The sequence below is a fragment of the Halopseudomonas nanhaiensis genome (genome assembly GCF_020025155.1).
GTDB lineage: Bacteria > Pseudomonadota > Gammaproteobacteria > Pseudomonadales > Pseudomonadaceae > Halopseudomonas > Halopseudomonas nanhaiensis.
Genome location: NZ_CP073751.1, coordinates 766,580 through 791,975, shown reverse-complemented (window position 1 = coordinate 791,975; position 25,396 = coordinate 766,580). Strand labels below are relative to the sequence as shown.

Genomic DNA, 25,396 nt, shown 5'->3' with positions numbered 1-25,396 from the left:
ATTCAGTAGTCCTCGCTCCGGAGGTAGTGCTCCATGACCGATGAAAGGCGCCGTTTCACCCGCATTCCGTTCGATGCAGACACCGTGTTGCAGCAGGACGCCATGGGCATGACGGTGCAGCTCCTCGATGTTTCGCTTCGCGGCCTGCTTGTGCAGCAGCCCGAAGATTGGGTCCCGGCCAACCCGCACGAGCCGTTTCTGGCAATTATCAACCTGTCGGAAGGAAACCAGATCCGCATGGAAACCACGCTGGTTCATCACGAGGAAGGTCTGCTCGGCTTTCGCTGCGATCACATCGATCTGGATTCGATCAGTCACCTTCGGCGGCTGATCGCGTTGAACCTGAATGATGAAGCCTGTCTGGAGCGCGAACTGGCCACGCTTCTGGAGCCCAGGTGACCGTCCTGGCCTGACGTCGCCCGCAATTTTCAGAGCCGCACGCGGTGATGGTCGGGACGGAACTGCCCGGCCGCCTCAAACCAATTTTTTCTTCTATTCGAAGATCGCCGACAGTGCTTCGTCCAACCGGGTGACAGGCACCACCGTCATCCCGGGAGGGCTTTCCTTCGGGGCATTCCCTTTCGGAACGATGGCGCGCGCGAAGCCATGCTTCGCCGCCTCCTTCAGGCGCTCCTGTCCGCTGGGCACTGGTCGGACCTCGCCAGACAATCCCAGCTCGCCGAACACCATCAGGTCCATCGGTAGCGGTCGGCTGCGCAGGCTGGACATGACAGCCGCGAGCAACGCAAGATCCGAAGCGGTTTCCAGCACCTTCACCCCGCCGACCACATTGACGAACACGTCCTGATCGTAGGTCGCCACGCCCCCATGGCGGTGCAGCACGGCGAGCAACATGGCCAGGCGGTTCTGGTCCAGACCCAGGGTGACGCGGCGCGGGTTGCCCAGATGACTGGTATCGACCAGTGCCTGCACCTCGACCAGCATCGGCCGGGAGCCTTCCCAGGTCGACATGACCACGCTTCCAGGGATAGGCGCCTCGTAGCGCGACAGGAAAATGGCCGACGGGTTGGACACTTCCTTGAGTCCCTTGTCGGTCATGGCGAACACGCCCAGTTCATTCACCGCACCGAAGCGATTCTTGACCGCCCGGAGCATGCGCAACCGTCCGTCGGACTCCCCTTCGAAATACAGCACGGTGTCGACCATGTGCTCGAGTACCCGTGGACCGGCCAGCGCTCCTTCCTTGGTCACGTGGCCAACGAGAAAGATCGCCGTGCCACTCTGCTTGGCATACCGCACCAGCAGCGCTGCGCTTTCACGCACCTGCGCCACGCCTCCGGGGGCGGATTGCAACTGCTCCGTAAAGATTGTCTGGATCGAGTCCACCACCATCACCTTCGGCTGTTCCCGTCGCGCCGTGGCAACGATGCTCTCGATACAGGTTTCAGTCATCACCTTCAGGCGGTCTTCCGGCAAGCCCAGTCTTCTGGCACGCATGGCCACCTGCTGCTGAGACTCTTCACCCGTAACATAGAGCGCAGGCATGTCCTGGGCCAGGCGGCAGAGTGTCTGCAACAAAATGGTCGATTTGCCGATACCGGGGTCTCCGCCGATCAGTACGACCGAGCCGGCGACCAGCCCGCCTCCGAGCACACGGTCGAGTTCCGACGAACCACTGCCCTGCCGAGGCATTTCTTCGGTGGATACTTCGGCCAGAGTGCGGACCTGAGCCTGTTCACCTGCCCAGTTGCTGCTGCGCCCCGCTGCGCTGCCACCGGTTGGAGTGGTATCGACCACGGTTTCGACCAGCGTATTCCAGGCCTGACACTCGGCACACTGGCCGGACCATTTGCTGGATGTAGCGCCGCATTCCGTGCAGCCGTATATCCGCTTACTTTTTGCCAAAAACATATCTCCTGCTAAAACAGAAAGAGGCACTTTGCCACCACGCTGGTGTCACATCGTAGCCCCTAAACGGATTTCACTATAGTGTGGGGGCAGGGGAAGAAAAGGACCAGTTCAATGATTAGCGCATCACAACAACCCAAGCCTTGCTCGGCCTGCCAGAACGGACAATCGCTCGGCTTCGATTTCACCATGGCGTTCCAACCGATCGTCGACATTCGTGACAACTCTATCTACGCCTACGAGGCGCTGGTCCGCGGACTGGATGGTAGCGGTGCCGGGGGGATTCTGGCCCAGGTCAACGACTCGAATCGCTACAGCTTCGATCAGTCCTGCCGGGTCAAGGCCGTCGAGCTGGCCGCTCGGCTCAACGTACCCTGCTTTCTGAGCATCAACTTCATGCCCAACGCGGTCTATCAGGCAGCGACCTGTATTCGCGCCACGCTGGAGGCCGCTCGTCGGGTGGGCTTCCCCGCGGACCGTCTGATCTTCGAGGTGACGGAGAACGAGCGCGTGGTCGACCACGGGCATCTCAAGGCCATCATGACCGAGTACAAGCGACAAGGCTTCATGACCGCCATTGACGATTTCGGTGCCGGCTACGCGGGCCTGAACCTGCTCGCCGAATTCCAGCCGGACATCATCAAGCTGGACATGGAGATCATCCGCGATATCGATCAGCACCCGGTACGCCAGGCAATCGTGCAGGGGATCATCGGGGTGGCCAGAACGCTCAACATCGACATCATCGCTGAAGGGATAGAAAGTACAGGCGAACTCGAATTCCTCAAGGGACTGGGTGTCCATCTGTTTCAGGGCTACCTGTTTGCCAAGCCCGCATTCCAAGAGCTCCCCGAGGTGAACTGGTCCTAGATGAGCGAAGACGCGCTACCTGGAAAAGAACTGAAGAAACTGGACGCAGCGTTGACCGAAGCGCTGCTCAACGCCCAGTACGAGCTGCGCCAGTCCGGGCGCGGTCCGTTGCTGGTACTGATCAGCGGCAACGACTTCGCCGGCAAGGCCGAGGCGATCTACGCCTTTTACAAGCGGCTGGACAATCGCCATCTGAACACCCGTGCCTTCAGTCTGCCCACCGGCCTCGACCGCGACATGCCGCGCCTGTGGCGCTACTGGCGAAGCTTACCCCCTGCTGGCGAAATCGGATTTTACCTCGGGTCCTGGTACCACCAGCCGTTGATGCAGTACAGCCGTGGCGAGATCAGCCGCGAGCAGTTTGATCAACAGATGCTCCAACTGCTGCGCTTCGAACAGCTACTGGTCGATGACGGCGTTGGCATCATCAAGCTCTGGCTGCACCTCACCCCGCAACACGGCGGGCAGCAGCAGTCGCTCGTGGAGCCTGGCGAACAATCGGTCGCCATGCGCGAATGGGGCGATTTCAGCGCCGCGGACTACGAGGATGTGAGAGCGGGCGCCGCTCGGATGCGCGAGCTCACCTCGACGGACGAGTCGCCCTGGCATCAGGTGCTCAGTCATGATCCTGATTACCGCGATATACGCATTGGCGAACTGGTGCTCGATGCCTGCGTGAGAGTGCTCGAGCGTACCGATGCCGAAGAGGCCCTCCAATGGATCGGCTCGCCCGAGCGCCGCCAGGATCAGCTGGACTTCAGCCTTGCGCTCAAGAAGTCCGACTACAAGGAGCAACTCGAACACTATCAGACTCGCCTCCGCGAGCTGATCCGCCACAGCGGATTCGCACAGCGCAGCCTACTACTGGTGTTCGAAGGAACCGATGCGGCTGGCAAGGGCGGCTCGATCCGACGCATCACCGAATGTCTGGATCCGCGGCAGCTACGAGTGCACGGCACCAGCGCGCCCACGCCCGAAGAGCGGAGCCATCCGTACCTGTGGCGGTTCTGGCGCCGCATCCCCAGACCCGGGACAGTCGTGGTGTTCGATCGCAGCCACTATGGCCGGGTGCTGGTCGAGCGCGTGGAGGAATTTATCTCCCCCAACGACTGGCGCCGCGCCTATGCCGAAATCAATGACTTCGAGCGCCAGCTCGCCGAAGCCGGCACCGCGATTATCAAGTTCTGGCTTTCGATCAGCGCCGACGAGCAACTGCGCCGCTTTCAAGCGCGCGAGCAGACTCCGGTCAAGCGCTACAAGCTGACCGACGAAGATTGGCGCAACCGCGCGCAGTGGCCCGCCTACCAGCAGGCCATGAATGACATGGTAGCGCGCACCTCCACACGCCAAGCCCCGTGGCATCTCATCCCGGCCGAGGACAAGCGCTATGCGCGCATCGAAACGCTGCGCATCGTCTGCGAAAGCCTTGAGACCGCGCTTGGGTTGCGCTAGGCTGCTGCCGACAGATTCCATTATTCGAGGAAGCAATGAGCCTGCTTAGTGAATTCAAGAGCTTCGCCATGCGTGGCAATGTCATCGACATGGCAGTCGGTATCATCATTGGCGCTGCGTTCAACAAGGTCGTTTCTTCCCTGGTCGCTGACATCTTCATGCCCCCCCTGGGGATGCTCATAGGCGGGGTCGACTTCGTCGATCTGGCGGTGGTGTTGCGCGCAGCGGAGGGGGACCAGGCCGCCGTCACGCTGGGCTACGGCCTGTTCATCAAGAACGTGATCGATTTCCTGATCATCGCCCTGGCTGTGTTTGTCGCGGTCAAGGTGATCAACAGCATGCGTCGCAAGGAAGCCGATGTCCCACCGCCACCGAACCCGCCGACGAAGCAGGAAATCCTGCTGACCGAGATTCGCGACCTGCTCAAGGCGCCGGAGCGCGACTGAACTGATCTCTTCTTCCCTCGGGGCAGCTTGTTGCCTCGCCCCGGGGGCACGCTGAGTTATACTGCGCAGCCCACTCTCGGTTCGATTCCATCCCATGCACAGCTGCGATACACCGTTCGGCACCGTTCAGCTCGATCGCTACCCACCGACTCGCAATCCGACGTTGCTGCCGTTCGATGCGGCGGACCTGTATCTGCTGAACGCTTTGGCCGAAGACGGGGACTCGACGCATCGAGTACTCGTCGTGAACGACCAGTTCGGCGCGCTGGGCTGCGCCCTGGCTGGCATGACGCCGGTCAGCTGGGGTGATTCGCATCTCGCCGAGCGTGCGCTCGGCCACAACCTGCAGCTTAATCAACGGCCCGCCGACAGTGTAACGTTCCTGGGCAGCCAGACCCTTCCTTCCGGTTCGTTTGATCGCGTGCTGATGCGCATACCGAAAAGTCTCGCCCTGTTCGAGCAGCAGCTGACGCGCTTGAGACCATTGCTGGCACCTGGCGCCAGGGTGATTGCCGGATCCATGATCAAGCATCTCCCGCCCAGCGCAGGCGATCTGCTCGCCCGGCACATCGGCCCCTACCAGGCATCGCTGGGCTGGAAGAAAGCACGCCTGCTGACGGCGACATTCGATCCTGAGCTGGCACCGCCCACGGCGCATCTGGAGGCGCGTTATCCGATTCCGGAAGCCGGCATCGACCTGGTGAATCTGCCAGGCGTATTCTCGCGCGAGCGGCTGGATATCGGCACCCGCGCCCTGCTCCCTCACATTCCCGCCGACGAGACCGTGCAGCACATCATCGACCTGGGATGCGGTAACGGCGCACTGGGCATCGTCGCTGCACTGCGCAACCGACAGGCCAGCGTCACGTTCATCGATGAGTCATACGCGGCAGTGGCCTCTGCCGAGCGCAACACGGCTACGGCCGGCCTCGACCAGGCCCGGTTTGTCATCGCCGATGGGCTCAGCGAGGCCGCCCCCCGCAGCGCTGATCTGATCCTCTGCAACCCGCCCTTTCACCAGCAGCAGGTAGTCGGTGACGAGATTGCGCAGCGGCTGTTCCGTCAGAGCCACCGAGCGCTGGCACCCGGCGGACGGCTGATCATCGTAGGCAATCGGCACCTTGGCTACCACGTGGCACTCAAGCGCCTTTTCGGGAACGTCGAGCAACTGACGGCAAACGCAAAATTCGTGGTGCTTCAGGCCAGGCAGCGGTAGCGGCCGTAGTCAGAGACTCTCCCCTGCGTCGAGCCGGGCCAGCAAGTGGTCACCCCACTGTTGAACCGCCTCGCGTTTGACCGGATCCATCCGATCCAGATTGCGGTAGACCATGCTCATTCGGTGATTGCTGCGCAGCCGGTCCTCGTGGCGAATCAGGAAATGCCAGTACAGCGAGTTGAAGGGGCAGCTGCGCTCGCCGGTCGCTTCGCCAACCTTGTAATGACACCCCTTGCAGTGGTTGGACATGCGCTTGATGTACTGACCACTCGCACAATACGGCTTGGAGCCGAGATAGCCGCCGTCGGCGTGCATCACCATGCCCAGGGTGTTGGGTAGCTCCACCCAGTCATAGGCATCCATGTAGACCGCGAGATACCAGTCGCATATCTGCCTGGGCTCGATACCGGCCAGCAGCGCGAAGTTGCCGGTGACCATCAGACGCTGGATGTGATGGGCATACGCATGCTCGAGCGTCTGATCGATCGCCTGTTTCATGCAGTTCATGCGGGTATCACCATTCCAGTAGAATTCCGGCAGATCGCGCCGGTTGCCGAAGGCATTGCGCTCGGCGTAGTCGGGCATCATCAGCCAGTAGATCCCGCGTACATATTCGCGCCAGCCAAGAATCTGCCGGATGAAACCTTCGGCGCAGTTCAGCGGTATCCGACCGGCACGGTACGCCTGTTCAACATCACGGCAAATGCGCCGCGGGTCGAGCAGGCCGACGTTCATCGCCGCCGCGATGCGGGCGTGGAACAGAAATGGCTCGTTGTCTGCCATTGCATCCTGGTAGTCGCCGAAGTTCGGCAGCGCATGTTCCAGAGCGTGCTCCCAGAGCAGCTCGCTGTCGCGCCGGGTGACCGGATAGTCGAATGCATCAAGGCTGCCGTAGTGATCGGCGAAATGAGCCTCGACCTGTTCGCGTACCTCTCGGGTCGTAGCGTCCGGGTCGAAGTGCGGTTGCGCCGGTGGCTTGGCCCCGGCCGGAAGTGCCTTGCGATTGTCCGCGTCGAGATTCCATTGTCCGCCCTCGGGTTGCCCTGCTGCGTCCACCAGAAAGTCATGTTCGCGACGCATCTCGCGGTAGAAATATTCCATGCGCAGCTGCTTGCGGCCAGCGGCCCAGCGGGCAAAGCGCTGATCCGAGCAGAAGAATCGATCGTCCTCCAGCAGCATCAGCTCGGGCCAGCGCGTAGCCTGACGGGCGAACAGATCAAACAGACGCCACTCCGAGGGCCGGGTGAGAAGAATGCCCTCGGGCTTCAGCGCAGTGCGCGCGCGGTCGAGCTCGCCGAGCAACGTTCCGGTATTGGATGGGTCATCCAGGGTCACGTAGTCGACAGCGAATCCGAGATCACGCAGTTCCTCGGCGAAGTGCCGCATGGCCGACAGCACGAACAGGATTTTCTGCGGATGGTGAGGAACATAGCGCCCCTCTTCGGCCACCTCGGCCATGAGAATGCGGTCCCGCACCGGATCGGCCTGGCGCATGGCACTGATGGCGGGACTGAGCTGGTCGCCCAGAACCAGGATGAGATTGCGGACAGCCATGCCAGCTCCATGTTGTGCTTCGGGCGGACGCTGCCGCCTTCTCAGCTTTTGTGGGTCAGCTTGTCCAGCAGTCCCATGCCGAACGCCGAGAGCACGAAGGTCATGTGAATGATCACGTACCACATGAGCTTGTCGTTATCGATATTGATCGCGTTCATGAACACCTTGAGCAGGTGAATGGACGAGATCGCCACGATCGATGCGGCGACTTTCATCTTCAGCGAGCTGGAATCCATCTTGCCAAGCCAGCTGAGTTTCTCCTTGCCTTCATCAATGTCCAGCTGCGAGACGAAGTTTTCGTAGCCTGAAATCATCACCATCACCAACAGGCCGCCGACCAGCGCCATATCGACCAACGACAGCACCACGAGGATCAGATCGGCCTCGGCTACGGCGAGAATGTTGGGCAGCAGGTGAAAGACTTCCTGGAAAAACTTGACCGCCAGTGCCAGCAACGCAAGGGACAGACCCAGATAGATCGGCGCCAGAATCCAGCGCGCTGAGTACATCAGATTCTCGAAAAACTTTTCCATCAACCGCTTACCTCCACAATGCTAGGCTGCCAGGGCAACCGGGGTGACCAATCATAAAACACCGGGTGCCCCAGCGGACAATCTAATCCGTTTCGATTGCGCGCGCTGCTCCGTAGGCGAGGGCGAAAACGTGAAGGCCTTTGAATATCAAAGCGACACAAAACGGGGCAGAAAAGCTGTCCACAAAACTTGTGGATAACTCTGTGGGCAGTATGCTCACTTCGTGTGCCAGCCCAGTTGCATACGGCCTCCGCTGAAATCGGTCAAAAAGCGATCAATTTTGTGCTCGCCGCCAGCTTCGCCCTGTTCTGAACGCCAGAAACGGCAGACTTGCCCACTAACGAAGCACTCACGTCGGGACGTGATGCGAGATGCCGCCAACACGCAAAATTAATTATTTCCTGTTCAATATCAATACATTAAGCCCGCCAATGTAAACCATCAGATCAGCTATGTGCGCTAACCGATGGACCGCCCGCGGCCAACTTGAAGAAATCCAAGCGAAGCGGGGAACTTTTTTTCTGAAGAAATGTACGGCTGGCGCAAATTAGACGATTGACAGCTCTGGCAGCTGAATGCTAGCCGCACGGACCGTCCACACTTTCTGTGTATAAGTCTGTTGGTAAGCTGCCTGAAGGCGGGTCGGGACCAGACGCCGCGTGGGTCCGGTCCGGTTGGTCAACGACTGATCAGTCTTTGCCCGGCGAGTCTTCGCCATCTTCCTCGCGTTCCTGGTTTCGCTCGAATATCTCACGCAGCCGCTCGACCACCAGGGCGTTGACGCTGCCAGCCGGATACTCGCCGCGATCATTGGCCGTGCCCACTTCCTGACCCGAAAGCAGCGTCATCGCCTCGTCAACATGGCGTACCGCATAGATCGCGAACTGTCCGGCCTTCACCGCATCGAGTACCGACTGATCGAGCATCAGATTGGGGACATTGGAATGCGGCACGATGGCGCCCTGCTGGCCAGTCAGGCCGCGGGCCTGGCACAACCGGAAAAACCCTTCGATCTTGTCGTTCACGCCACCGACAGCCTGAACCTCCCCGAACTGGTTGATCGAACCGGTGATGGCAAACGATTGCTTGAGCGGCGTTCGCGACAATGCCGATATCAGCGCGCACACTTCGCCCAGGGATGCGCTATCGCCATCGACATAACCGTAGGATTGTTCAAGCGCGATGCTGGCAGAAATCTCCAGCGGAAAGTTCTGCGCGAAGCGGCTGCCCAGATAGCCCGTCAGAATCATCACACCCTTGGAGTGGATCGGCTGACCAAGGTTGACCTCGCGCTCGATATCCACGATGCCATTGCCGCCCGGGTAGACCGTGGCACTGATACGAGCAGGCACGCCGAATACCGAGTCCCCAACCTCGAGCACGGTAAGACCGTTGCACTTGCCCACCGCCGCGCCGTCCGTGTCAATCAGGATGACGCCGGAGAGCATATCTTCGCGGATGCGTGCACTGACACGCCCGGTGCGGGTTTCCTTGGCGCGCAGCGCGCGCTCGATATGTCCGGTATCTGTCAGGGGATCGCCGGCAAGCTGGCGAATGAAGTCCGCCTCTGCAACCAACTGGAAGATGTCACTGATGCGCGCCGATAGCCGTGCCTGATGGTCGGCAAGCCGTGCGCTGTAGGTCAGTACGCGAGCCACTGCCGCGGCCGTCAGCGGTGCCAGACCTTCCTCCGAAGTTCGGGTCTTGAGCAGTTGCGCCATGCCCTCGATGCTATCGGTGGTTCGCGGGAGATCTTCATCGAAGTCCACCAGTACGCGAAACATTTCCTGGAAGTCCGGATCGAGGTCCTGCAGCGTGTAATACACGTGCCGCGAGCCGATCAGTACCAGCTTCACCGAGAGCGGGATGACCTGAGGCGTCAGGGTTACCGTGGTCAACCGACCCAGCTCAGCCCAGGGCGATTCGGTTTTCAACTGCCTGGAATGTAGGGCACGCTTGAGCGCCTCCCAGACGAAGGGCTCGCCCAGCAGTTTCTCCGCTTCTATGACCAGATAACCGCCGTTCGCACGGTGCAGCGCACCCGGACGGATGTGCCTGTAGCTGGTGACCAGCGCGCCCTGCTCGGAGCTGTATTCGGTACGGCCGAAGAGATTGTCGTAGGACGGGTGCGGCTCATGTACCACTGGCGCACCGCCGCCGGCAGGATGACCGACAATCAGACTCGGCGAGTATTGCTCGGTGAGCAGCAGCTTCTTGTAGGCATCCGGCCTGGCCTCGAGCGCGCGCTCTTCAACCAGTTGATCGATGACGGTCTTGAGCAGGTTGTGCCGCATGGCCTGCAGATAGTCGCAGACCCGGGGATTGCCTTCGTAGCGTTGCAGCAACGGGTCGAGCAGCGGACCGATGGCTTCGTTTATGGTCTGCTCGTTCAGTTCGCGCAGGTGGTTGCTCGATTCGCGCTTCCACTGCGGCAGGCTGGCCAGGGACTCGTTGAGCACCTCTTCCAGGTGCGCGATATCACGATGAAACTGCTCGCGCTCGGACTCGGGCAGCTGGGCGAACTCCGCCTCATCCAGTGCCTTGCCGTCTTTCATCGGCGTGAAAGCGATATTCTGCGCATCGCGGTAGACCGCAATGCTGTGCTCCAGCGCACGGCGCTCGACGGTATCGATGGCCTTGTCATAGCGCTGATTGAATGCCCGATCGATCGCGCTCTTCTTCTGCTGAAATGCCGGATGCTCGAAAACAGCCGGAAAGGTGGCCATCAGGTTGTCGATCAACTGCTCGATGTCGGCGAGCAACTCGCCGGCGGTCCCCGGCGAGAGATTGAGCACCCACGGCTCGCGTGGCTCCTCGAAATTGTTGACGTAGACGCAATCCTCCGGGGAGATCTGCCGCTTGGCTTCCGCACGCAGATAATGCATGACGTATGAAAACCGCCCCGTGCCCGGTTCACCCATGACGAAGACGTTGTAGCCCGGCCGGTGCATCGCCACGCCAAACTGCAACGCTTCGACCGCCCGGTCCTGCCCGAGGATGCCACGAAACGGCTCCAGATCGTCGGTCGTGACGAAGCCGAGGCTATCGAGATCGATGGGCGCGGTGAGCTGATCGGGGGAAAGGCGCTGCGGGGCGGCTTGGTTGGTCATCGAACATCCTTGAGTGGGAAAGCGTGGGGCGATAGCGGTGTTATGCCATCCGATGGGTGCAAGAGTAAATCATCGAATGGCTTGACGTAATCTGTCACACAGCTTTAATGGGAGTCGTTTTTCATAACAACAATGTAGAGGCCGCGTAGTATGAGCCCGCAGGAATACAGCCGCATGGACGCCACGGATCTGGCGCGCCTGATCCGAGAACAACACGCCACACCGAACGAATTGCTTGAGCTGGCACTGGATCGCTATCACCGCCTCAATCCCACGCTGAACGCCGTCTGCCAACCCATGGTGGATATCGCACGCAAGCGGATCACCGAGCCGCTGACCGGCCCGCTTGCGGGGGTGCCGTTTCTGATAAAGGATGCGATCCAGGACTACGCCGGTATGCCGACCGGGGCCGGCAGCAATGTGTTCAGCCGCATTCCGGCGCGGCACCACTCGCACATCGTCCAGCGCCTGCTCAACGCTGGGGCGGTCATCTTTGGCAAGACCAACACGCCGGAACTGGCGCTCAAGGGCGTAACCGACCCAAAGGCCTTCGGACGCACCGTCAACCCCTGGAACACTGCACACACACCCGGCGGCTCCAGCGGCGGCTCTGCGGCAGCGGTTGCCGCCGGGATCGTGCCTATGGCAGGAGCCAATGACGGGGGCGGATCGATTCGCATCCCAGCCGCTTGCTGCGGCCTGTTTGGTCTGCGCCCGAGCCGCGGTCGGATATCGGTGGGCCCTGCTGCGGCCGAAATCTGGGAAGGCGCCTCCAGCGATGGCGTGGTCAGCCGCAGCGTGCGCGACTCGGCACTGGCACTGGACGTGCTGGCCGGGCCCAACGTCGGTGATCCGTTTCACATTGCAGGAGCCGACGATAGCTTCGTCAATCTGGCACAACGCGGCCCCGGCGTGCTGCGCATCGGTTTCTCGACCCGCTCCCCCGTGGACACGCCGGTGCACCCGGAGGCGATCAAGGCGGTGGAGGACGCCGTGAGGGTGTTGCAGTCACTGGGCCACGAAGTCGTCGAAGCGGAGCCCGACTATGACGGCCAGGCACTGGCGCGCAGTTACCTGATGCTGTACTTCGGCCAGGTCGCGGCAACGCTGGACGAAGCGCGCGCGATGGGTGCACGTGACGAGGAATTCGAGCTGCTGACCCGGGTACTCGCTGCCTTCGGTCGCAGCCTGAGCGCGGCGCGCTACGTGAGCAACCATCGCCAGTGGAACAGCTTCAGCCAGGCGCTGGGGCAGTTTTATCAACAACATGACCTGTATCTGACGCCAACACTCGCTCACCCACCGATCCGCCACGAGCAGGCGGAGATCCCTACACGCCAGGCCAGATTGCTGGAGAACATGCTCCGGACCGGCGCACTGCCGGCCATGGCGCGCTGGGGCATGCTCGATAACATGGTCAATGACATGGCCCGCAAGAACCTCACCTACGTCCCCTTCACCCAGCTGGCCAACCTGACTGGCACACCGGCCATGTCGGTTCCGCTGTACTGGACGGAGAAGGGATTGCCGCTGGGCGTGCAGTTCTGCGGACCGGTCGGCAGTGAAGGCAGGCTGTTGCAACTGGCCACGCAGCTGGAGCAGGCACAACCGTGGAAGGATCGCTGGCCGGCGATGGCACAACAGGACGAATAACCCTGACAGGTTTTGTAGAAGCGGGCATGACCGCGAAGACGGATGCACGACGTTTGGCCCAGGCCTCGGTGTCGCCTGCGAAGCCGCTTTCGCGCCCGGGTGCGCTCCTACATAAAGCGGTTGGAATTGTGTAGGAGCGGGCATGACCGCGAAGACGGATGCACGACGTTTGGGCAGGCCCCGGTGTCGCCTGCGAAGCCACTTTCGCGCCCAGGTGCGCTCCTACATAAAGCGGTTGGAATTGTGTAGGAGCGGGCATGACCGCGAAGGGGTGAACAGATCAAGCCTCCACATCCTCGTGCCCGGTAAACGCTTTCACCAGCTCGCGTACAAGCGGTTTCATGAAATAGCTGCTCTCGGGCATCAGATCGACGCCGACTCCCCGCTCGTTCAACTCTTCAGCCACCACCGGTCCTACCGCAGCGACCTTGATCGCTGTCAGGGCCTTGAGAAGCTTCTCTTCCCGCGCTCCCTGCCGGGCGATCTGGAATAGCCGTCTGACCTGAGTCGCACTGGTAAAGGCGATCGCGTCGACTTCACGGCCGATGATCGCGTTGATCAGCCCGTCGACCTGCTCGTCCTCGATGTGATCGGCGTATACATAGGGAGAAACCTGAGTAACCCGAGCGCCTGCGCGAGTCAGATAGCCGATGAGCAGCTCGTTCGGCTCGGTGCCGTAAAGCTGCACGGCAACCTGACGGCCCTGAAGGTTCTCCTGCTCCAGCGTCTTGATCACGCCTTCGGTCGTCGGCTCGACGGCAACGACATCGGCCTTCAGCCCGAGCTTGCGTAGCGCAGCGCCCGGCTTGGGTCCGCGGGTGATCTTGCGGACCTCACCGAGCCGGGCGGTGAAGCGCTCAGCCAGGTCGCCTCCAGCCCGCTCGGCAGTACCCATGAGGCGACGCAAACCCTCGCCGGTAAGCAGAATCAGATCGTCACCCGGGTTTGCCACGAATTGCTGCAGCCAGGCGAGTACCGGTGCCTGGTCCGGCGCATCGTGGATCGACACCAGCGGGCAACGCAACACCTCCGCTCCACGCTTGATCAACATGTCGGCGAACAGGTCAAGCTCGCGGCTTTCCGGCAGTGCGATACGGCGGCCAGCGAGCGGGAGTACGTCGGACGTCATGGTCGGCCCCTGTGCAATGATCGAAGCGCTATTGTGCGGCTCCCTCCCTCATTTGCAAAGTCGCCCGGACCCCGCTCACTTTTCCCAGCCGCGGCTGTGCAGAATCCCGTCCAGCGTACGACTGATCGCCGTGCAGTTGCGCACCATCTCGACCTTCTCCCAGGTGGACCGCTCGCCCTCGTGAATCAACCGATGCATGGCTTCCCGCGAAGGCGGCGCCAGCAGGCGCAGCGGGTGATCCCAGCGGTTGCGCAGGAAGATATTGATGTCCGCGGTGTATTCCTGCGCGAGAACCCCGTACGTCAGATGCTGCATCAGGCTGATGACTGGCGACTTGATGCGAATATGGTCGCGGGTAAAGCGCAGCGCCTCCGCCGAGGAAAATTTCCAGAATCGAGCCTGGTAATTGACCAGCTCCCGCAGTGCATTCGGCGGCCGGTCCGGATCGGGCGTGATCGCCAGAGCGGCAGGGTTGGTCATGCTCGAGATGAAGTGATTTACGCCGTACAACCGCGTCAGTCGCTTGGCCGGCAGGTCATCAGCGAACGAGCCATCAATCCATTTTTCACCCGGTAGGTAGGGCACGGTTTCGCCGGCGGAATTGCGGCACATCAACGTCACCGGCGGATAGATGCCATAGATTGCGCAGGACGCCTGCACCGCCGTACGGATAAGCACGTTAGGCGAGGTGATCGCATTGAGCAGGCGCGGAGCCTGCCGGGTCGACAGACCCGTCACGGTGATGTTGAGCTTGCGGCCGGTGAGCTCGAAAGCTTCCTGAAACGTGAGATCCGGAAGAATCTTGGCCAGATACTCACGCAGATTCCCTGCGTCGATATTCGGCTTGCGCGTGACGCCCAGCGCCACCACCGGGCGAATCGCAGAGGTTTCTTCCGCTTCATGGTGCAGGTTGTCGAGACTGAGTCGATCGATCAGCTCGTCGTCCGTATGACAACAGGCGGCGGCTGCGAGTATCGAGCCGGCGCTGCTGCCGGAGATGATCTCGGGAAGCAAGGTCTGGTCGAACAGTGCCTTGAGAACCCCAGCATGAAAGTATCCCAGCACCGCGCCGCCGCTGAGCATCAGTGCAGAGCGGCCGTAGCAGTGGCTGGCGCGGACGAAAAAGTCCTGCTTGTCTTCCAGCGACAGCACCGACTCGTCCACCTCATTGAGATCCTCAAGCGCCCCACAGACTTCCTGGACGTAACGGGTGATGAGATTTTTGGTGCCCAGCCGCGCCTTGTTGTACAGCGACGGCTTGCCCATGCCCCCAAGGTTGCCGTGAATACCCTCGTTCAGTGTGAACAGCAGCTTCTGATACTCGCGCCGAAATCGCAGGTCGCGAATGATGTCCAGGCGCTCGCGAATCGCCCTGTAATCGTAGGATTCGCAGGCATCGTCCTGCCTCCACTCGTCAAGGCCGTTTTCTTCATCGTACTCGGCGGCCAGAGCGGCCCATTGCTCGTAGGACTCGGCCTGCTCCATCTCGCTCAACAACTGTTTGGCGCGACTACGCTGAAAGATCTTCATGCCCCCTCCCCTGCTCAAGCTTGCCCGGCTACCGATTGGTCCGACTGTTTGTTCGTCCCGGCGCTGCGGATGCGCTTGGCTCGTGCAGGCTTTCTCGCAGCGGACGCGGCGACTTTCTCCCGCTTGCGGTCCGGCGCTGCTTGTTCAGCATGCCCCTCCGCGCTCGCCTTGTTCGACGCTTGCTCCTGCGCGTCCATCTGCTGGTCAGCCACGACCATGGCGGCCAGGACCGATTCCGGGACCGGCTCGGCGATAACGTCCTCGGCCTCCTCCGGAACCTCGCTCTGCAGTTGTTCCAGAACCGCCCGATACTCGCGCGTCGACTCATCGATGCAGGCGATGTAGTGGTCCATGTCGTCGACCACCTTGCGGTCGGCCACCACGCCCAGGTTCAGACTTCCATAGATGCCGCTGACCACGTGGCCGAGGGCAATGCCGTCGGCGACCGGCACCAGCGGGTAGACGCTGCAGATCTTGGCACCGGCGAAGTAACGCGGCGTCAGACCCGGTATGCCCGGCACGTTGGTGATGAGGGTATTGACGATCGGTACCTTGGCAGCCACGCGGGTCTTCTGCTGCACCCAGCCAGCGAATGCGCGCATATATGCAGGGACCAGATCTCCCGCCGCGTTGACCAGATCGACGAGCACCTCCTTGGCCAGAGGCACCCCCTTGACCGTACGACGGTGGACCGTTTCCAGCCGGCGAACCGGATCATCGATGTCACTGCCGATCCCGATGTACATTGCCGACAACAGGTTGCCGCCGTCGTGACGGGCTTCTTCCGGGCGAATCGATACCGGACACAGAGCCACCAGCGATTCGGCCGGCAAGGCGTTACGGCCCGCCAGGTAGCGACGCATGCCGCCGCCAATGATGGCGATCACCACGTCATTGAGCGTGGCGCCCTTGCACAACTGACGCAGTTGCTTGAGCTCCGGGATATCCCAGACGTAACCCCCGTACGAGCGATGCGGCGACACCGGCACGTTGAAGATCGTCTGCGGCGCCCGCTGTCGATCCGTAACTGCGTCGAGCTGCATGCGCCAAGCGAGTTCGGCGCTCTTGCGGCCGAGCAACATGCCTGCCTTGATGCTGCGGAAAGACTGGGTAAGCATGCGCGGCGTGGTCCGCGCCCACATTTCCAGATGCGATGGCGCGCGCTCGGCCACCTCGACGCGATCCCGACGGCCGTACTGGTGATCGGGCGTCTCTTCCATCATCGCCGTGCTCAACTCGAGGCTCGACTTGCCATCGACGTAGGCATGGTGGAAGCGGATGAGCACGGCAAAGCTGTTCGGCGGGACGCCTTCGACGTTGTTCAGTCCTTCAATGATGTACAGCTCCCACGGCGCGCGCTCCATATCGACGCTGCGCGACATGGTGCGGGCAGTGAAGATGCACAGCTGACGCCAGTCACCGGGCTGTGGCAGCCCGACGTGCCTGACGTGGTATTCCAGATCAAAGTTCTCGTCTTCCAGCCAGTAGGGATCATCCAGACCGAACGGCACTTCCTGCAGCCGACGCCGAAAATACGACGTGGTATTCAGCCGGTCGGAAACGTACTGCAGGATCTCCTTGTGTCGGACAACGCCGCCCGGCACCTCGCTCTGATCACATAGCCAGAGACTGCCAAGCATCATGGGTTGATTGGGCGTCTCGAAATGAAAGAAATAGGAGTCCATCGGGGTGAGTTGCTTCATTGGTCATCCTCGGGTAACGGCGAACAGGTCCGAGTATTGACTCATTGTTCGCAGGCCTTTATTGATTCCAATCAAGCTTAGAGGTCTTGAAAGACAATACAAGGGACGGTCCGTCGGAAAGTGACCGGACCGTCATTCTATACAGTAATAAAATATGTCTCCCGTAGAGCGAAGCGCGATATCCGTCTCGTCAGTGCCTGTGGCGCTCTCTCCAGCCCTGCACCATCAGCACCATCAGCGTCAATGCCGTGAGCGGCAACGCGTAATACAGAATCGCTGTCTGCATGCCGCCCAACGCAATCGAGCCGGTCGCCGCCATGACCAGGTGCGCGGTGTACACGACGTAGTACGCGAGAAACAGCAAACCTTCCCAGCGATTGATGCGAAAACCGCTGAAGAAGATCGGTAGACAGGCGACAGCGACGGCGAGCGTGATCAGCATGTCAAAGCGCAGCACCGCGTCGGATACCTGCACGCCGTCCGGCGACAGAAGCCCCGCCAGACCCAGTACTGCCAGCAGGTTGAAGATATTGCTGCCCACTACGTTACCCACCGCGATATCGCGTTGGCCACGGATGCTGGCGATGACTGATGTGGCCACCTCGGGCAGCGAGGTCCCTGCCGCGACGATGGTCAGCGCGATCACCCGTTCTGACAGACCAAAGGCGGTCGCCATGGATACCGCTCCGTTGACCAGCCAGCGCGCACCCAGCACCAGCATCACCAGGCCGCCTACGATGAACAGCACATTCACCAGCATCGAGCCGCTGTGTTCGGCATCCGGCACACCCAGTTCACTGGCATCGGTCGGGCTGTTGGCGCGGCGGCTGCTGACCACCAGAAACCCGGTGTAAGCGACGATCAGGAACATCAGCAATGCCCCGTCGAGCATGCTCAGCTCACCATCCAGGGAAAGCAGTATGACCAGTACGGTCGCACCAATCATGAGCGGCACATCCAGACGGATCAGCTGCCGCGATACGACAAGCGGAGCGATCAGCGCAGCGAGACCGAGAATGAACAGCACGTTGAAGATGTTGCTGCCCAGAACGTTGCCCAGCGCAATATCACCCTGTCCGGCCACAGCAGCGCCTGCGCTGACCGCCATCTCCGGCGCGCTGGTACCGAATGCGACCACCGTCAGACCGATCACCAGCGGCGAAATCCGAAACCCGGCCGCCAGGCGTGACGCGCCCTTGACCAGAACCTCAGCCCCCACCACCAGCAGGACCAGACCTACCGCGAACAGCAACAACACCGTCAAGCTCATGAATCACCTCGAGTGGATTGAAACTGCGCATGCTGCGCAGCGAAGCAAATCTAGCATGCCGCCTGGCTTCAGGAACCGGCCAGATGCAACGATTTCTATCAATGCGGATAGTGCGGGCGAACTAGCCAGGCGCATCGAAGGGGAAGGCGAAGAAGCGCACCTTCTTGCGCCGGCGACTCTCCGACGGCGTCATCCCGAACCAGCGGCGATAGGTGCGCGAGAGATGGGCCGAATCGCTGAAACCAGCCCGGTGGGCGATCTCCGTAAGCGACAGATCGGTGGCCAGTAGCTCCCACACCTTGCGCCGCTTGAGCCAGTTCTTGTAATCACGCAGCGGTATACCCACCGAGTGCGAGAACAACCGCGACATCCACGAATAAGTGATGCGATGTGCCGCGGCGAGTTCCTCAAGACTGAGGCCGGGATTTTCGGCAATCAGCTGCATGAGTTCGCGAGCGCGATGCAGCGAATCTTCCTCCGCGCACTGCGGACCCAGCAGACCGGTAACGTGCTGATACGCGCGCAGGACCTGATCGGCCTCGGCACGCCCCTGGTACATGGCGACGAAGTCAGCGTCCGCAGAGCGCAGCGCATCACGGTCGAGCAACTGAAAGCGTTCCGGCCCCAGTGAAACGAACCGCGGAAAAAGCCGCGACTCGGGCATGACGAACAGGGCGATGAGCCCGCTCGGTGGCGCGACGATCTGTCGGCGAACCAGCGAGCCCAGGGCAATCGCGCGGGTGGCATATCGGCGCTGGTCGACAATCACCTCGAAGGAGGCACCAAAGGGATTGAACAGGATGGTGGCGCTGTGCGGTTGCAGCTGGGACGGACTCTGGTGCGGCGTTGTGTAAAAGAAGCAGTGCGGAGCGAACACGTACAGATTGTCCGGACGCTCGGCATCCGCCGGGACTACTGCGTCGGGCTTGGCAAGGCTCGCCACGCACCCCTCCTCATGCCTTCATTATTGTTATCAGCCGCGAGGCGCGATGGTCCTCGACGGCGGCGGTTCATAGGGTGTAGGCCACAGGGGCCGCGCTGTCAATCCAGCGCAACCACCTGAACCTCCGGCACGTTGCAACCCGCCTGACGGTTTTCGAAATAAGCCGTCAGCATCGGCGCCATGCCCTTGAGCACCTGAACCGGCAAGGCCGAGGTAAAACGGAAGTTGCCGGCGGCCTGGCCCGGCACGAACGCGGTGAGCGTGCCGAAATGATCGTCGCCAATGAAGAACACGAATGTCGCGGTGCGGTTGAGCACCTGGCTACCGGTAGACAGGCCCGAGGCGGCCACGTTGTGTATGCGGTTATCGCCCGTTCCGGTCTTCCCGCCGATGGCCAGGGGCGATCCGTCAGGCGCGTTGAAGGTGCCCAGCAGCCGGCGCGCGGTACCATCTTCCACCACCCGCGACAGCGCTTCGCGCAGTGCTGCTGCAACTTCCGGCACCAGCACCTGCTTGCCCTGCGACGGGGTCCGCTGGAAATGGGTCTCGTAGGGCGTTCCTTCCCCGAAATGCAATTCGGTAATGCGCGCAGTGGGGTAGCGCACGCCTCCATTCTGAATAATGCCCATCAACTCAGCGAGCGCCGCCGGACGATCGCCCGAGCTGCCCAGGGCCGTCCCCAATGATGGCACCAGATGATCAAACGGATAACCCATGGCCTGCCAGCGCGCGTGAATATCCAGGTACGCTTCAACCTCGAGCATGGTGCGAATGCGGTTGTCTCGCGCGCTGCGGTGGCGGGTGCGGAACAGCCAGCCGTAAACCTCCTGACGCTCGGCCTGGCTAGCCTGGACCGCGTCAGAGAAGATCGCTCCCTCGTTGTTGATCAGGTAGCCGAGAAGCCACAGTTCCAAAGGATGCACGCGCGCGATATATCCCTGGTCCGGCAGGCTGTACTTGCCCGGCCCGTAGGCCTGGTAGAGTTCCTCGATGCGCTTGTCGGTCAGCACTTCGTCGGTACGGCTGCCGAGGAAGGCGGTGAAGTCCGCCTGCGTCGCGTCCGGATACAAATAGCGATGCACGGCTGCCAACCGGGATGAGGTCGGACGCAGCCCCTCGAGGAAGTTGTTCAGTCGCTCGGCCTGATCCTTGTTCTGATACTTGCGCCAGAAGCGCAGCAGGAACGTACGCCCTTCGCGGTCGGCGAAGCGTTCGAGCAGTTCATCGCGGCGGGGGTCAGTATCGTCCTGCAACAGGGCGGCGCTGTCGCGATGCGCCTGATGGATCGCATGGCGCACGATGTCGCGCTGCAGCCGTACGAACGGCAGGTTGATCGACTCCTGCAACGACTCGCGCATGGTCGGGTTGCGGCCATCGTCTTCCCGGCGGAAGTTGCGGAAGCGCTGCACGCCGCCGCCGGTATAGAAACGTTCGGCCGGTGAAGCGGAATAGCGACGCTCGAGCGCCGCATCGAGGAGCTCGGGCAACGTCATCTGAGGATTGCCGCGCAGCGTGTTGGCTACCCAGACGCTGAGCCGGTCTTCAGGTTCGGACAGCGCCTGCGCGAAGGCCGACTCGTCGGCGCCAGCCAGACTTGCGTGTAGCTCGCCGATGATCTGCAAATAGGTAGCCAGTACGCGTAGCTTGGCGGTCGAACCCAGCTCCAGCTTGCTGCCCTCGTTGAGATCGAACGGCAGGCCGGTATTGTCGGTCTGTACGCGCACCTGATTGCCATCGGCAGTCGATTGCATCAGCGTGAAGCTGTAGCGCACCGCCGCGACCTTCTCGGCAGACAACAGCCGCTCGCCGAACAGGCCGGCCTGCTCGGCGAACGCCGGATCAGAAAGATTCCCCAGATAGTCACTGACCGAGGCCTGAAGATCGGCGTGCAGACTGCTTCCCGCACGCAGATCCATCCGGTCTACCGCATACAGGGTCTGCTCCAGCAGGTTGGCCAGGCGCACCCGCGATACCGTGACAGCCTTGTCCGCATCGATAACTGGACGAATCCGCGCTGCCTGGCCTCGCTCACGAAAACCGAACGAAGCATTCAGCGCAGCGTCACGCAGTGGTTGATCGATGATGCCCTCGCGCGCCAGCAAGCGGACATGGCTGTCTACCAGCTCTGCGAGATCATCGCGGCCATTGAGCAGATAATAGGAGGGCCGTCGCTGGGCGACGAAGATTGCCAGACCCTGACGCAGCGCCTGGCCCTGCGCCTCGACGCCGGCCGCGCCCTGCAGGTCGCTGTTGAACTGCTCGAAATCCCGGCCGAACCAGACCCACGCGGCATCACCCACGCCGTTGACTTCACCGAAGCCCGGCGCCGCTGCCAGCGGAACGGTATTGATGTAGTCCAGCACCAGTTGCTCCCGCGCTTCGAGCGTGTAAGGCCCGTCTCGATAGGCGCGCACACTGGCCGACCCCATCTGCAGCAACTTGTCCTGCGGCTCGTAGGTCAGGCCTTCTGGCGAGTGTCGGAATTTCTCGATCTGCGTGGCCAGGGTACTGGCCCCGTGGGTCGAGCCATCGTCATCGAACTTGCGTGTGACCAACGCCAGCGACGCGCTGGCCAGCCGCGGCCAGTCGACCGCCGGGTTGGCGCGATCGCGACCCGGAGCCAGCAGGCGACGGTTTTCGATATACAGCAGACTGCGGTGCAGCAACGCCGGCACGGCCTCGAAGCTCGGATAGGCCCGCTGCGGATACTGGAACGCATAGATGGAGTCGCCCTTGCAGTCGAATACCTGCAGGCCTGCCTGGGTCTTTTCCTTGAAAGGCGGAAACAATCCGTAGTCGACGTGCTGCAGCAGCGCGGGAGAAAACCGCGCCTGGCTGGTCAGCTCGAAGCCGTGCTGTCGCAGCCGTGGCGTCCAGCGAGGAATGGCGGTATAGCCCAGGCGCACGTCGAAGGGACCGGCTTGCGGGAAGCGCACGGCATCGCTCGGCCCGTCTTCCACGCGAAAGGTCAGATCCTTCGCGTAACGGCTGAGAAAAAGAGATTGGTAGTAGGAATGATGGGACTCATAGCGGATCAGATAGACCCCGGCCAACACTGCAACGCCCAGCAACAACCACGTTCTTAACCGCATAGATCCCTCAACGAGCCAGTGCGGTTAGTCTAGCTGAGGGGCCGCGCCCCCGCATGACCGTTCAGCGCTCCATCGGCATGATCTGCGTGCGCACTGCGAAGCGAGCGCCAGGGATGCGCAACGCCTCTAGCTCACCCTTCGCAGATGATCGCCACCTGATGTCCGCTGATCCCTACCAAGGCGTTGGAGGCGATCTGTTTCAGAGCATCGCCTGCCCGACCCCTGGGCCGCCCGGCGGCAGGAATTTCCGCCAAACGGTAGGCTTCTCAGAGCGGCAGTCTTACCTCGACTGGCGAGGCGTCAGGTGCGACATGATCTGGGTTTGGCAGCGCAATTTCCGCCGCGATCGCCGCCCCCTGCTCGCCCCTCTTGCCGAGAGACATGACGCGCCCTTCGACCGTCCCCGCACCGGGCAGATCGACACGTGCAACAGCCCCGACGCGAAGCCGGGCAGCGTGGTCCTCCGGTACCCGGACTTTGATAAGCAAAGGATCCTGATCGACCACCTGTGCGACCTCCTCCCCCTCCGGCAGCTGTTCTGGCAAAGCCTGACGGATTCGTACGCGGCCGCTGAGCGGAGCGCGGATACGGGTGGCTTCACTCGACTGCTCTGCCGCAGCGAAAGCTGCCTGGGCCTCTTCGAGCTCGGCTTCGGCGGCGTCGAGACGTTCCTGAGGCTCGTAACCTCCGGCTACCAGCTGGCGGAGTGCGCGCGCCTGGTGCTTCGCGACGTTCAGGCGAGCCTGGGCCTGTCCGAGTTGCGCCTGCAGGGGGCCCGAGACGATCCGCCCCAATAGCGCACCAGCCTCGACGATATCGCCATCCTCCACCGCCCAGATCATCTCGCCGCCCAACTTCGTACGTACCGGCTCAGTCGCCGGCGAGCGCCATTCACCCTGCACCACCAGCACCTGCTGCCCGGGTTCGACAGCCGATTCACGAATGACTGGCTCAGGTGCACCTTCAGCCTGTTCTGCCTCGCCTGACGGCGCGCCGACCTGCTGCGTCCACAACCAGCTGGCGGCCCAGACCAGCGCCAATACAACGACAACCCCCACTAGCCAGACTGCTGGCCTTGCCCGCTTGCCCATTAACTCTCTGCCTGCTACGAATATGCGCGTGATGATCACGCATAGAGCCAGCCGAACGGAAGCAGTTCCTCCTCGCGGCGAATAATCAGCTCATTTTCAGCTGTAGCGAAACGGCGGCCCGGGATGCTCACGACCATCATCCACGCCGATCTCCAGGCCAATCAGCTCGTTCAACTGCCTGTTCAGCCGCTTGATCAACGTGCGCTGTCCCTGCGGATCGGTGGCCAGATTGTTCAGCTCGTGCGGGTCCTCAAGCGTATCGTAGAGCTCCAGATCATTTCGCTCGGTCAGCATGGAGAAGGTTCGCGGAATGTGGTGGTCCGAGGGGGCGAAGTAGCGTGCGAACTTGTAGCGACCGTCGTGCACCCCGCGAAACAGCGCCCGGTTGTCCAGTGAGGGGCCGAATTTACCCTGCCGAATCGACTCGCGCAGGATCGCCATGGGCGACACGGCATCCGCGTGGGCCATGAAGCCCTCGGTGAAATCCGGATCGATGTACATGGTGACGCCGTAGTTGAACAGGTGCCCTCGGCGATCACGGACCGACCGCCGCTCGGCCCCGCCCAGGCTGTCCGCCAGGCTGACACCCGCCAGCGCGGGGTAACGCTCGGCTCGCGTGCGTGGGTCCATGCCGGCGAACTCCAGCAGCGTCGGCGCCAGGTCGACACTGGAACCGAGCGCATCCGAGATGAACGGCCGCTGAATATCCGGATGACGGACGATGAAGTTGACCCGGGTGTTTTCCTTGTACATGTGCGGCCCCTTCTGCCGCAGCTTGTGCGCGCCCCCCATTTCCCCATGGTCCGAGGTGAGGATGACGATGGTGTCCTGATCTCTACCGCTGGCCTTGAGCGCGTCCAGCACCTGGGCGATCGACTGGTCGACATCCCGTATGCAATTGAAGTAGTAGCTTTGCAGCCCCTTCCAGCACACCTCGTCATCCGGCTGAATCTGACCGTAAATGCCGTTGCACAATCTGACATCGGCGCGCTGTGCCCAGGGTTTGGTCGACAGATCATCCTTATAGAAGCTGGCAGGCAGCGGCAGATCCCACTGCTTGGCATACAGCCCGTTGGTTGGCCCCGGAGAAATCGGGCCCAGGTAGTTCTGGCGCAGGCGCGACCGTTCCTGCTGGATACCTGAGCTGTAGAACATGATGTCGTGGGGATTGACGAAGTTGACCGCCAGGAACCATGGATCGGTGTCGCCGGCGTGCTTGTGCAGCCAGGCGGCGGTATCGCTCGCGGTCAGTTTGTCGAACACGAAACCGGTGAGGTGCGAGCCATGGGGATCGCCATGCAGGTTGTACTCACTGAAGCCGAACGGCTCCAGCGCATCGATGGTCGGGTTGACCACCCCGTAGGTGAGGTTGCCGGTCTCGGCAATATGCGACAGATGCCACTTGCCTTTATAGGCTGTGTAATAGCCCTGGCCCCGCAACATGTGGCCGATGGTCGGCAGGTCGGATGAGAGCTCGCGAAACGGCGGCAGTCCAAGGTTGGCGGTCACGCGGGTGTGCTGCGTGTGCTGCCCGGTGAACATGGTGGAGCGAGACGGTGAACACGGCGTCGTATTAACGTGGAAGTTGCCCAGCGACACGCCGCTCGCTAGTAGCGCTTCGTGCCCGGGCAGGTCCAGTTGCGGCGGCAGGTCCGCGTAGGCGCGCTCCTGATCGGTCACGATGAGCAGGATGTTCAGCTTGCGATCGCCCCGGGACTGCGCCACCACCGGCTGCTCCTGCGTGGCGCCCAGATCGGCGGCGGCACCGACATGCTCGGCTCGCACGGGCGAGGCCAGCCCTCCGATCGACAACGCGCCAGCCCACTTGAGCACATCACGGCGTTTCATCACGCACCCCACGGTAATCGATTGGTCGTTGCAGCCTAGGAAATACCTGTCAATAATTCCATTGCAAATTTATCCGACACTCGATGC

At 61.7% G+C, this 25,396-nt stretch carries 18 protein-coding genes; 6 read left to right on the top strand and 12 right to left on the bottom strand.

What is annotated here, in order from left to right; genetic code table 11:
• The first annotated feature begins 33 nt into the window (after window positions 1-33).
• On the top strand, window positions 34-399 hold the full coding sequence (locus KEM63_RS03585) for a PilZ domain-containing protein (RefSeq protein ID WP_223654832.1): 366 nt from the start codon (window positions 34-36) through the stop codon (window positions 397-399).
• 93 nt (window positions 400-492) lie between these two features.
• On the opposite strand, the gene radA is transcribed toward KEM63_RS03585, so the two are convergent.
• Window positions 493-1,866: a DNA repair protein RadA gene (gene radA, locus KEM63_RS03580; RefSeq protein WP_223654831.1), complete on the bottom strand. Its 1,374-nt coding sequence runs from the start codon at window positions 1,864-1,866 to the stop codon at window positions 493-495.
• A 117-nt stretch (window positions 1,867-1,983) separates the two neighbouring features.
• On the opposite strand from radA, the gene KEM63_RS03575 reads away from it, so the two are divergent.
• The 4 genes from KEM63_RS03575 (at window position 1,984) to KEM63_RS03560 (ending at window position 5,853) form a co-directional block, all read left to right on the top strand.
• On the top strand, window positions 1,984-2,739 hold the full coding sequence (locus tag KEM63_RS03575; RefSeq protein WP_223654830.1) for an EAL domain-containing protein: 756 nt from the start codon (window positions 1,984-1,986) through the stop codon (window positions 2,737-2,739).
• Window positions 2,740-4,191 (top strand): polyphosphate:AMP phosphotransferase, encoded by a 1,452-nt coding sequence (pap, locus tag KEM63_RS03570; RefSeq protein ID WP_223654829.1) that lies wholly within the window; start codon window positions 2,740-2,742, stop codon window positions 4,189-4,191. It begins immediately after the preceding gene.
• A 35-nt stretch (window positions 4,192-4,226) separates the two neighbouring features.
• The gene (gene mscL, locus KEM63_RS03565; protein ID WP_279346907.1) at window positions 4,227-4,637 is read left to right on the top strand and encodes a large-conductance mechanosensitive channel protein MscL; all 411 of its coding nucleotides are present in this window, start codon (window positions 4,227-4,229) and stop codon (window positions 4,635-4,637) included.
• 94 nt (window positions 4,638-4,731) lie between these two features.
• Window positions 4,732-5,853, top strand: coding sequence for a methyltransferase (locus KEM63_RS03560; protein WP_223654828.1), 1,122 nt, complete (start codon window positions 4,732-4,734; stop codon window positions 5,851-5,853).
• Window positions 5,854-5,862: 9 nt separating this feature from the next.
• Here the strand turns inward: KEM63_RS03560 and KEM63_RS03555 are convergent, their stop codons facing one another.
• The 3 genes from KEM63_RS03555 to KEM63_RS03545 form a co-directional block, all read right to left on the bottom strand.
• On the bottom strand, window positions 5,863-7,407 hold the full coding sequence (locus KEM63_RS03555; RefSeq protein WP_223654827.1) for a cryptochrome/photolyase family protein: 1,545 nt from the start codon (window positions 7,405-7,407) through the stop codon (window positions 5,863-5,865).
• A gap of 41 nt (window positions 7,408-7,448) precedes the next feature.
• On the bottom strand, window positions 7,449-7,940 hold the full coding sequence (locus KEM63_RS03550; RefSeq protein WP_223654826.1) for a TIGR00645 family protein: 492 nt from the start codon (window positions 7,938-7,940) through the stop codon (window positions 7,449-7,451).
• A 689-nt stretch (window positions 7,941-8,629) separates the two neighbouring features.
• Window positions 8,630-11,050 carry an ATP-binding protein gene (locus KEM63_RS03545; protein ID WP_223654825.1) on the bottom strand — a complete coding sequence of 807 codons (2,421 nt, stop codon included), beginning with the start codon at window positions 11,048-11,050 and terminating at the stop codon, window positions 8,630-8,632.
• A gap of 174 nt (window positions 11,051-11,224) precedes the next feature.
• Here KEM63_RS03545 and KEM63_RS03540 point away from each other — a divergent pair, with 174 nt between their 5' ends.
• Window positions 11,225-12,703, top strand: coding sequence for an amidase (locus tag KEM63_RS03540; protein WP_223654824.1), 1,479 nt, complete (start codon window positions 11,225-11,227; stop codon window positions 12,701-12,703).
• A 280-nt stretch (window positions 12,704-12,983) separates the two neighbouring features.
• On the opposite strand, the gene KEM63_RS03535 is transcribed toward KEM63_RS03540, so the two are convergent.
• The 8 genes from KEM63_RS03535 to KEM63_RS03500 form a co-directional block, all read right to left on the bottom strand.
• On the bottom strand, window positions 12,984-13,832 hold the full coding sequence (locus tag KEM63_RS03535) for a uroporphyrinogen-III synthase (RefSeq protein ID WP_223654823.1): 849 nt from the start codon (window positions 13,830-13,832) through the stop codon (window positions 12,984-12,986).
• A 75-nt stretch (window positions 13,833-13,907) separates the two neighbouring features.
• Window positions 13,908-15,362 carry a DUF3336 domain-containing protein gene (locus KEM63_RS03530; RefSeq protein ID WP_223654822.1) on the bottom strand — a complete coding sequence of 485 codons (1,455 nt, stop codon included), beginning with the start codon at window positions 15,360-15,362 and terminating at the stop codon, window positions 13,908-13,910.
• A 14-nt stretch (window positions 15,363-15,376) separates the two neighbouring features.
• A complete protein-coding gene (locus KEM63_RS03525) occupies window positions 15,377-17,065 on the bottom strand; it encodes a wax ester/triacylglycerol synthase family O-acyltransferase (protein WP_223654821.1) in 1,689 nt (562 codons plus the stop codon).
• Window positions 17,066-17,255: 190 nt separating this feature from the next.
• A complete protein-coding gene (locus tag KEM63_RS03520; protein WP_223654820.1) occupies window positions 17,256-18,335 on the bottom strand; it encodes a calcium/sodium antiporter in 1,080 nt (359 codons plus the stop codon).
• A gap of 121 nt (window positions 18,336-18,456) precedes the next feature.
• The gene (locus KEM63_RS03515; protein WP_223654819.1) at window positions 18,457-19,278 is read right to left on the bottom strand and encodes a helix-turn-helix domain-containing protein; all 822 of its coding nucleotides are present in this window, start codon (window positions 19,276-19,278) and stop codon (window positions 18,457-18,459) included.
• Between the two features lie 98 nt (window positions 19,279-19,376).
• Entirely contained in the window at window positions 19,377-22,370 is a 2,994-nt protein-coding gene (locus tag KEM63_RS03510; protein WP_223654818.1) for a transglycosylase domain-containing protein, read from the bottom strand.
• A gap of 266 nt (window positions 22,371-22,636) precedes the next feature.
• Complete coding sequence (locus tag KEM63_RS03505) at window positions 22,637-23,428, bottom strand: efflux RND transporter periplasmic adaptor subunit (RefSeq protein WP_223654817.1); 792 nt, start codon at window positions 23,426-23,428, stop codon at window positions 22,637-22,639.
• 129 nt (window positions 23,429-23,557) lie between these two features.
• Entirely contained in the window at window positions 23,558-25,309 is a 1,752-nt protein-coding gene (locus tag KEM63_RS03500; protein ID WP_223654816.1) for a sulfatase family protein, read from the bottom strand.
• Window positions 25,310-25,396: the final 87 nt, after the last annotated feature.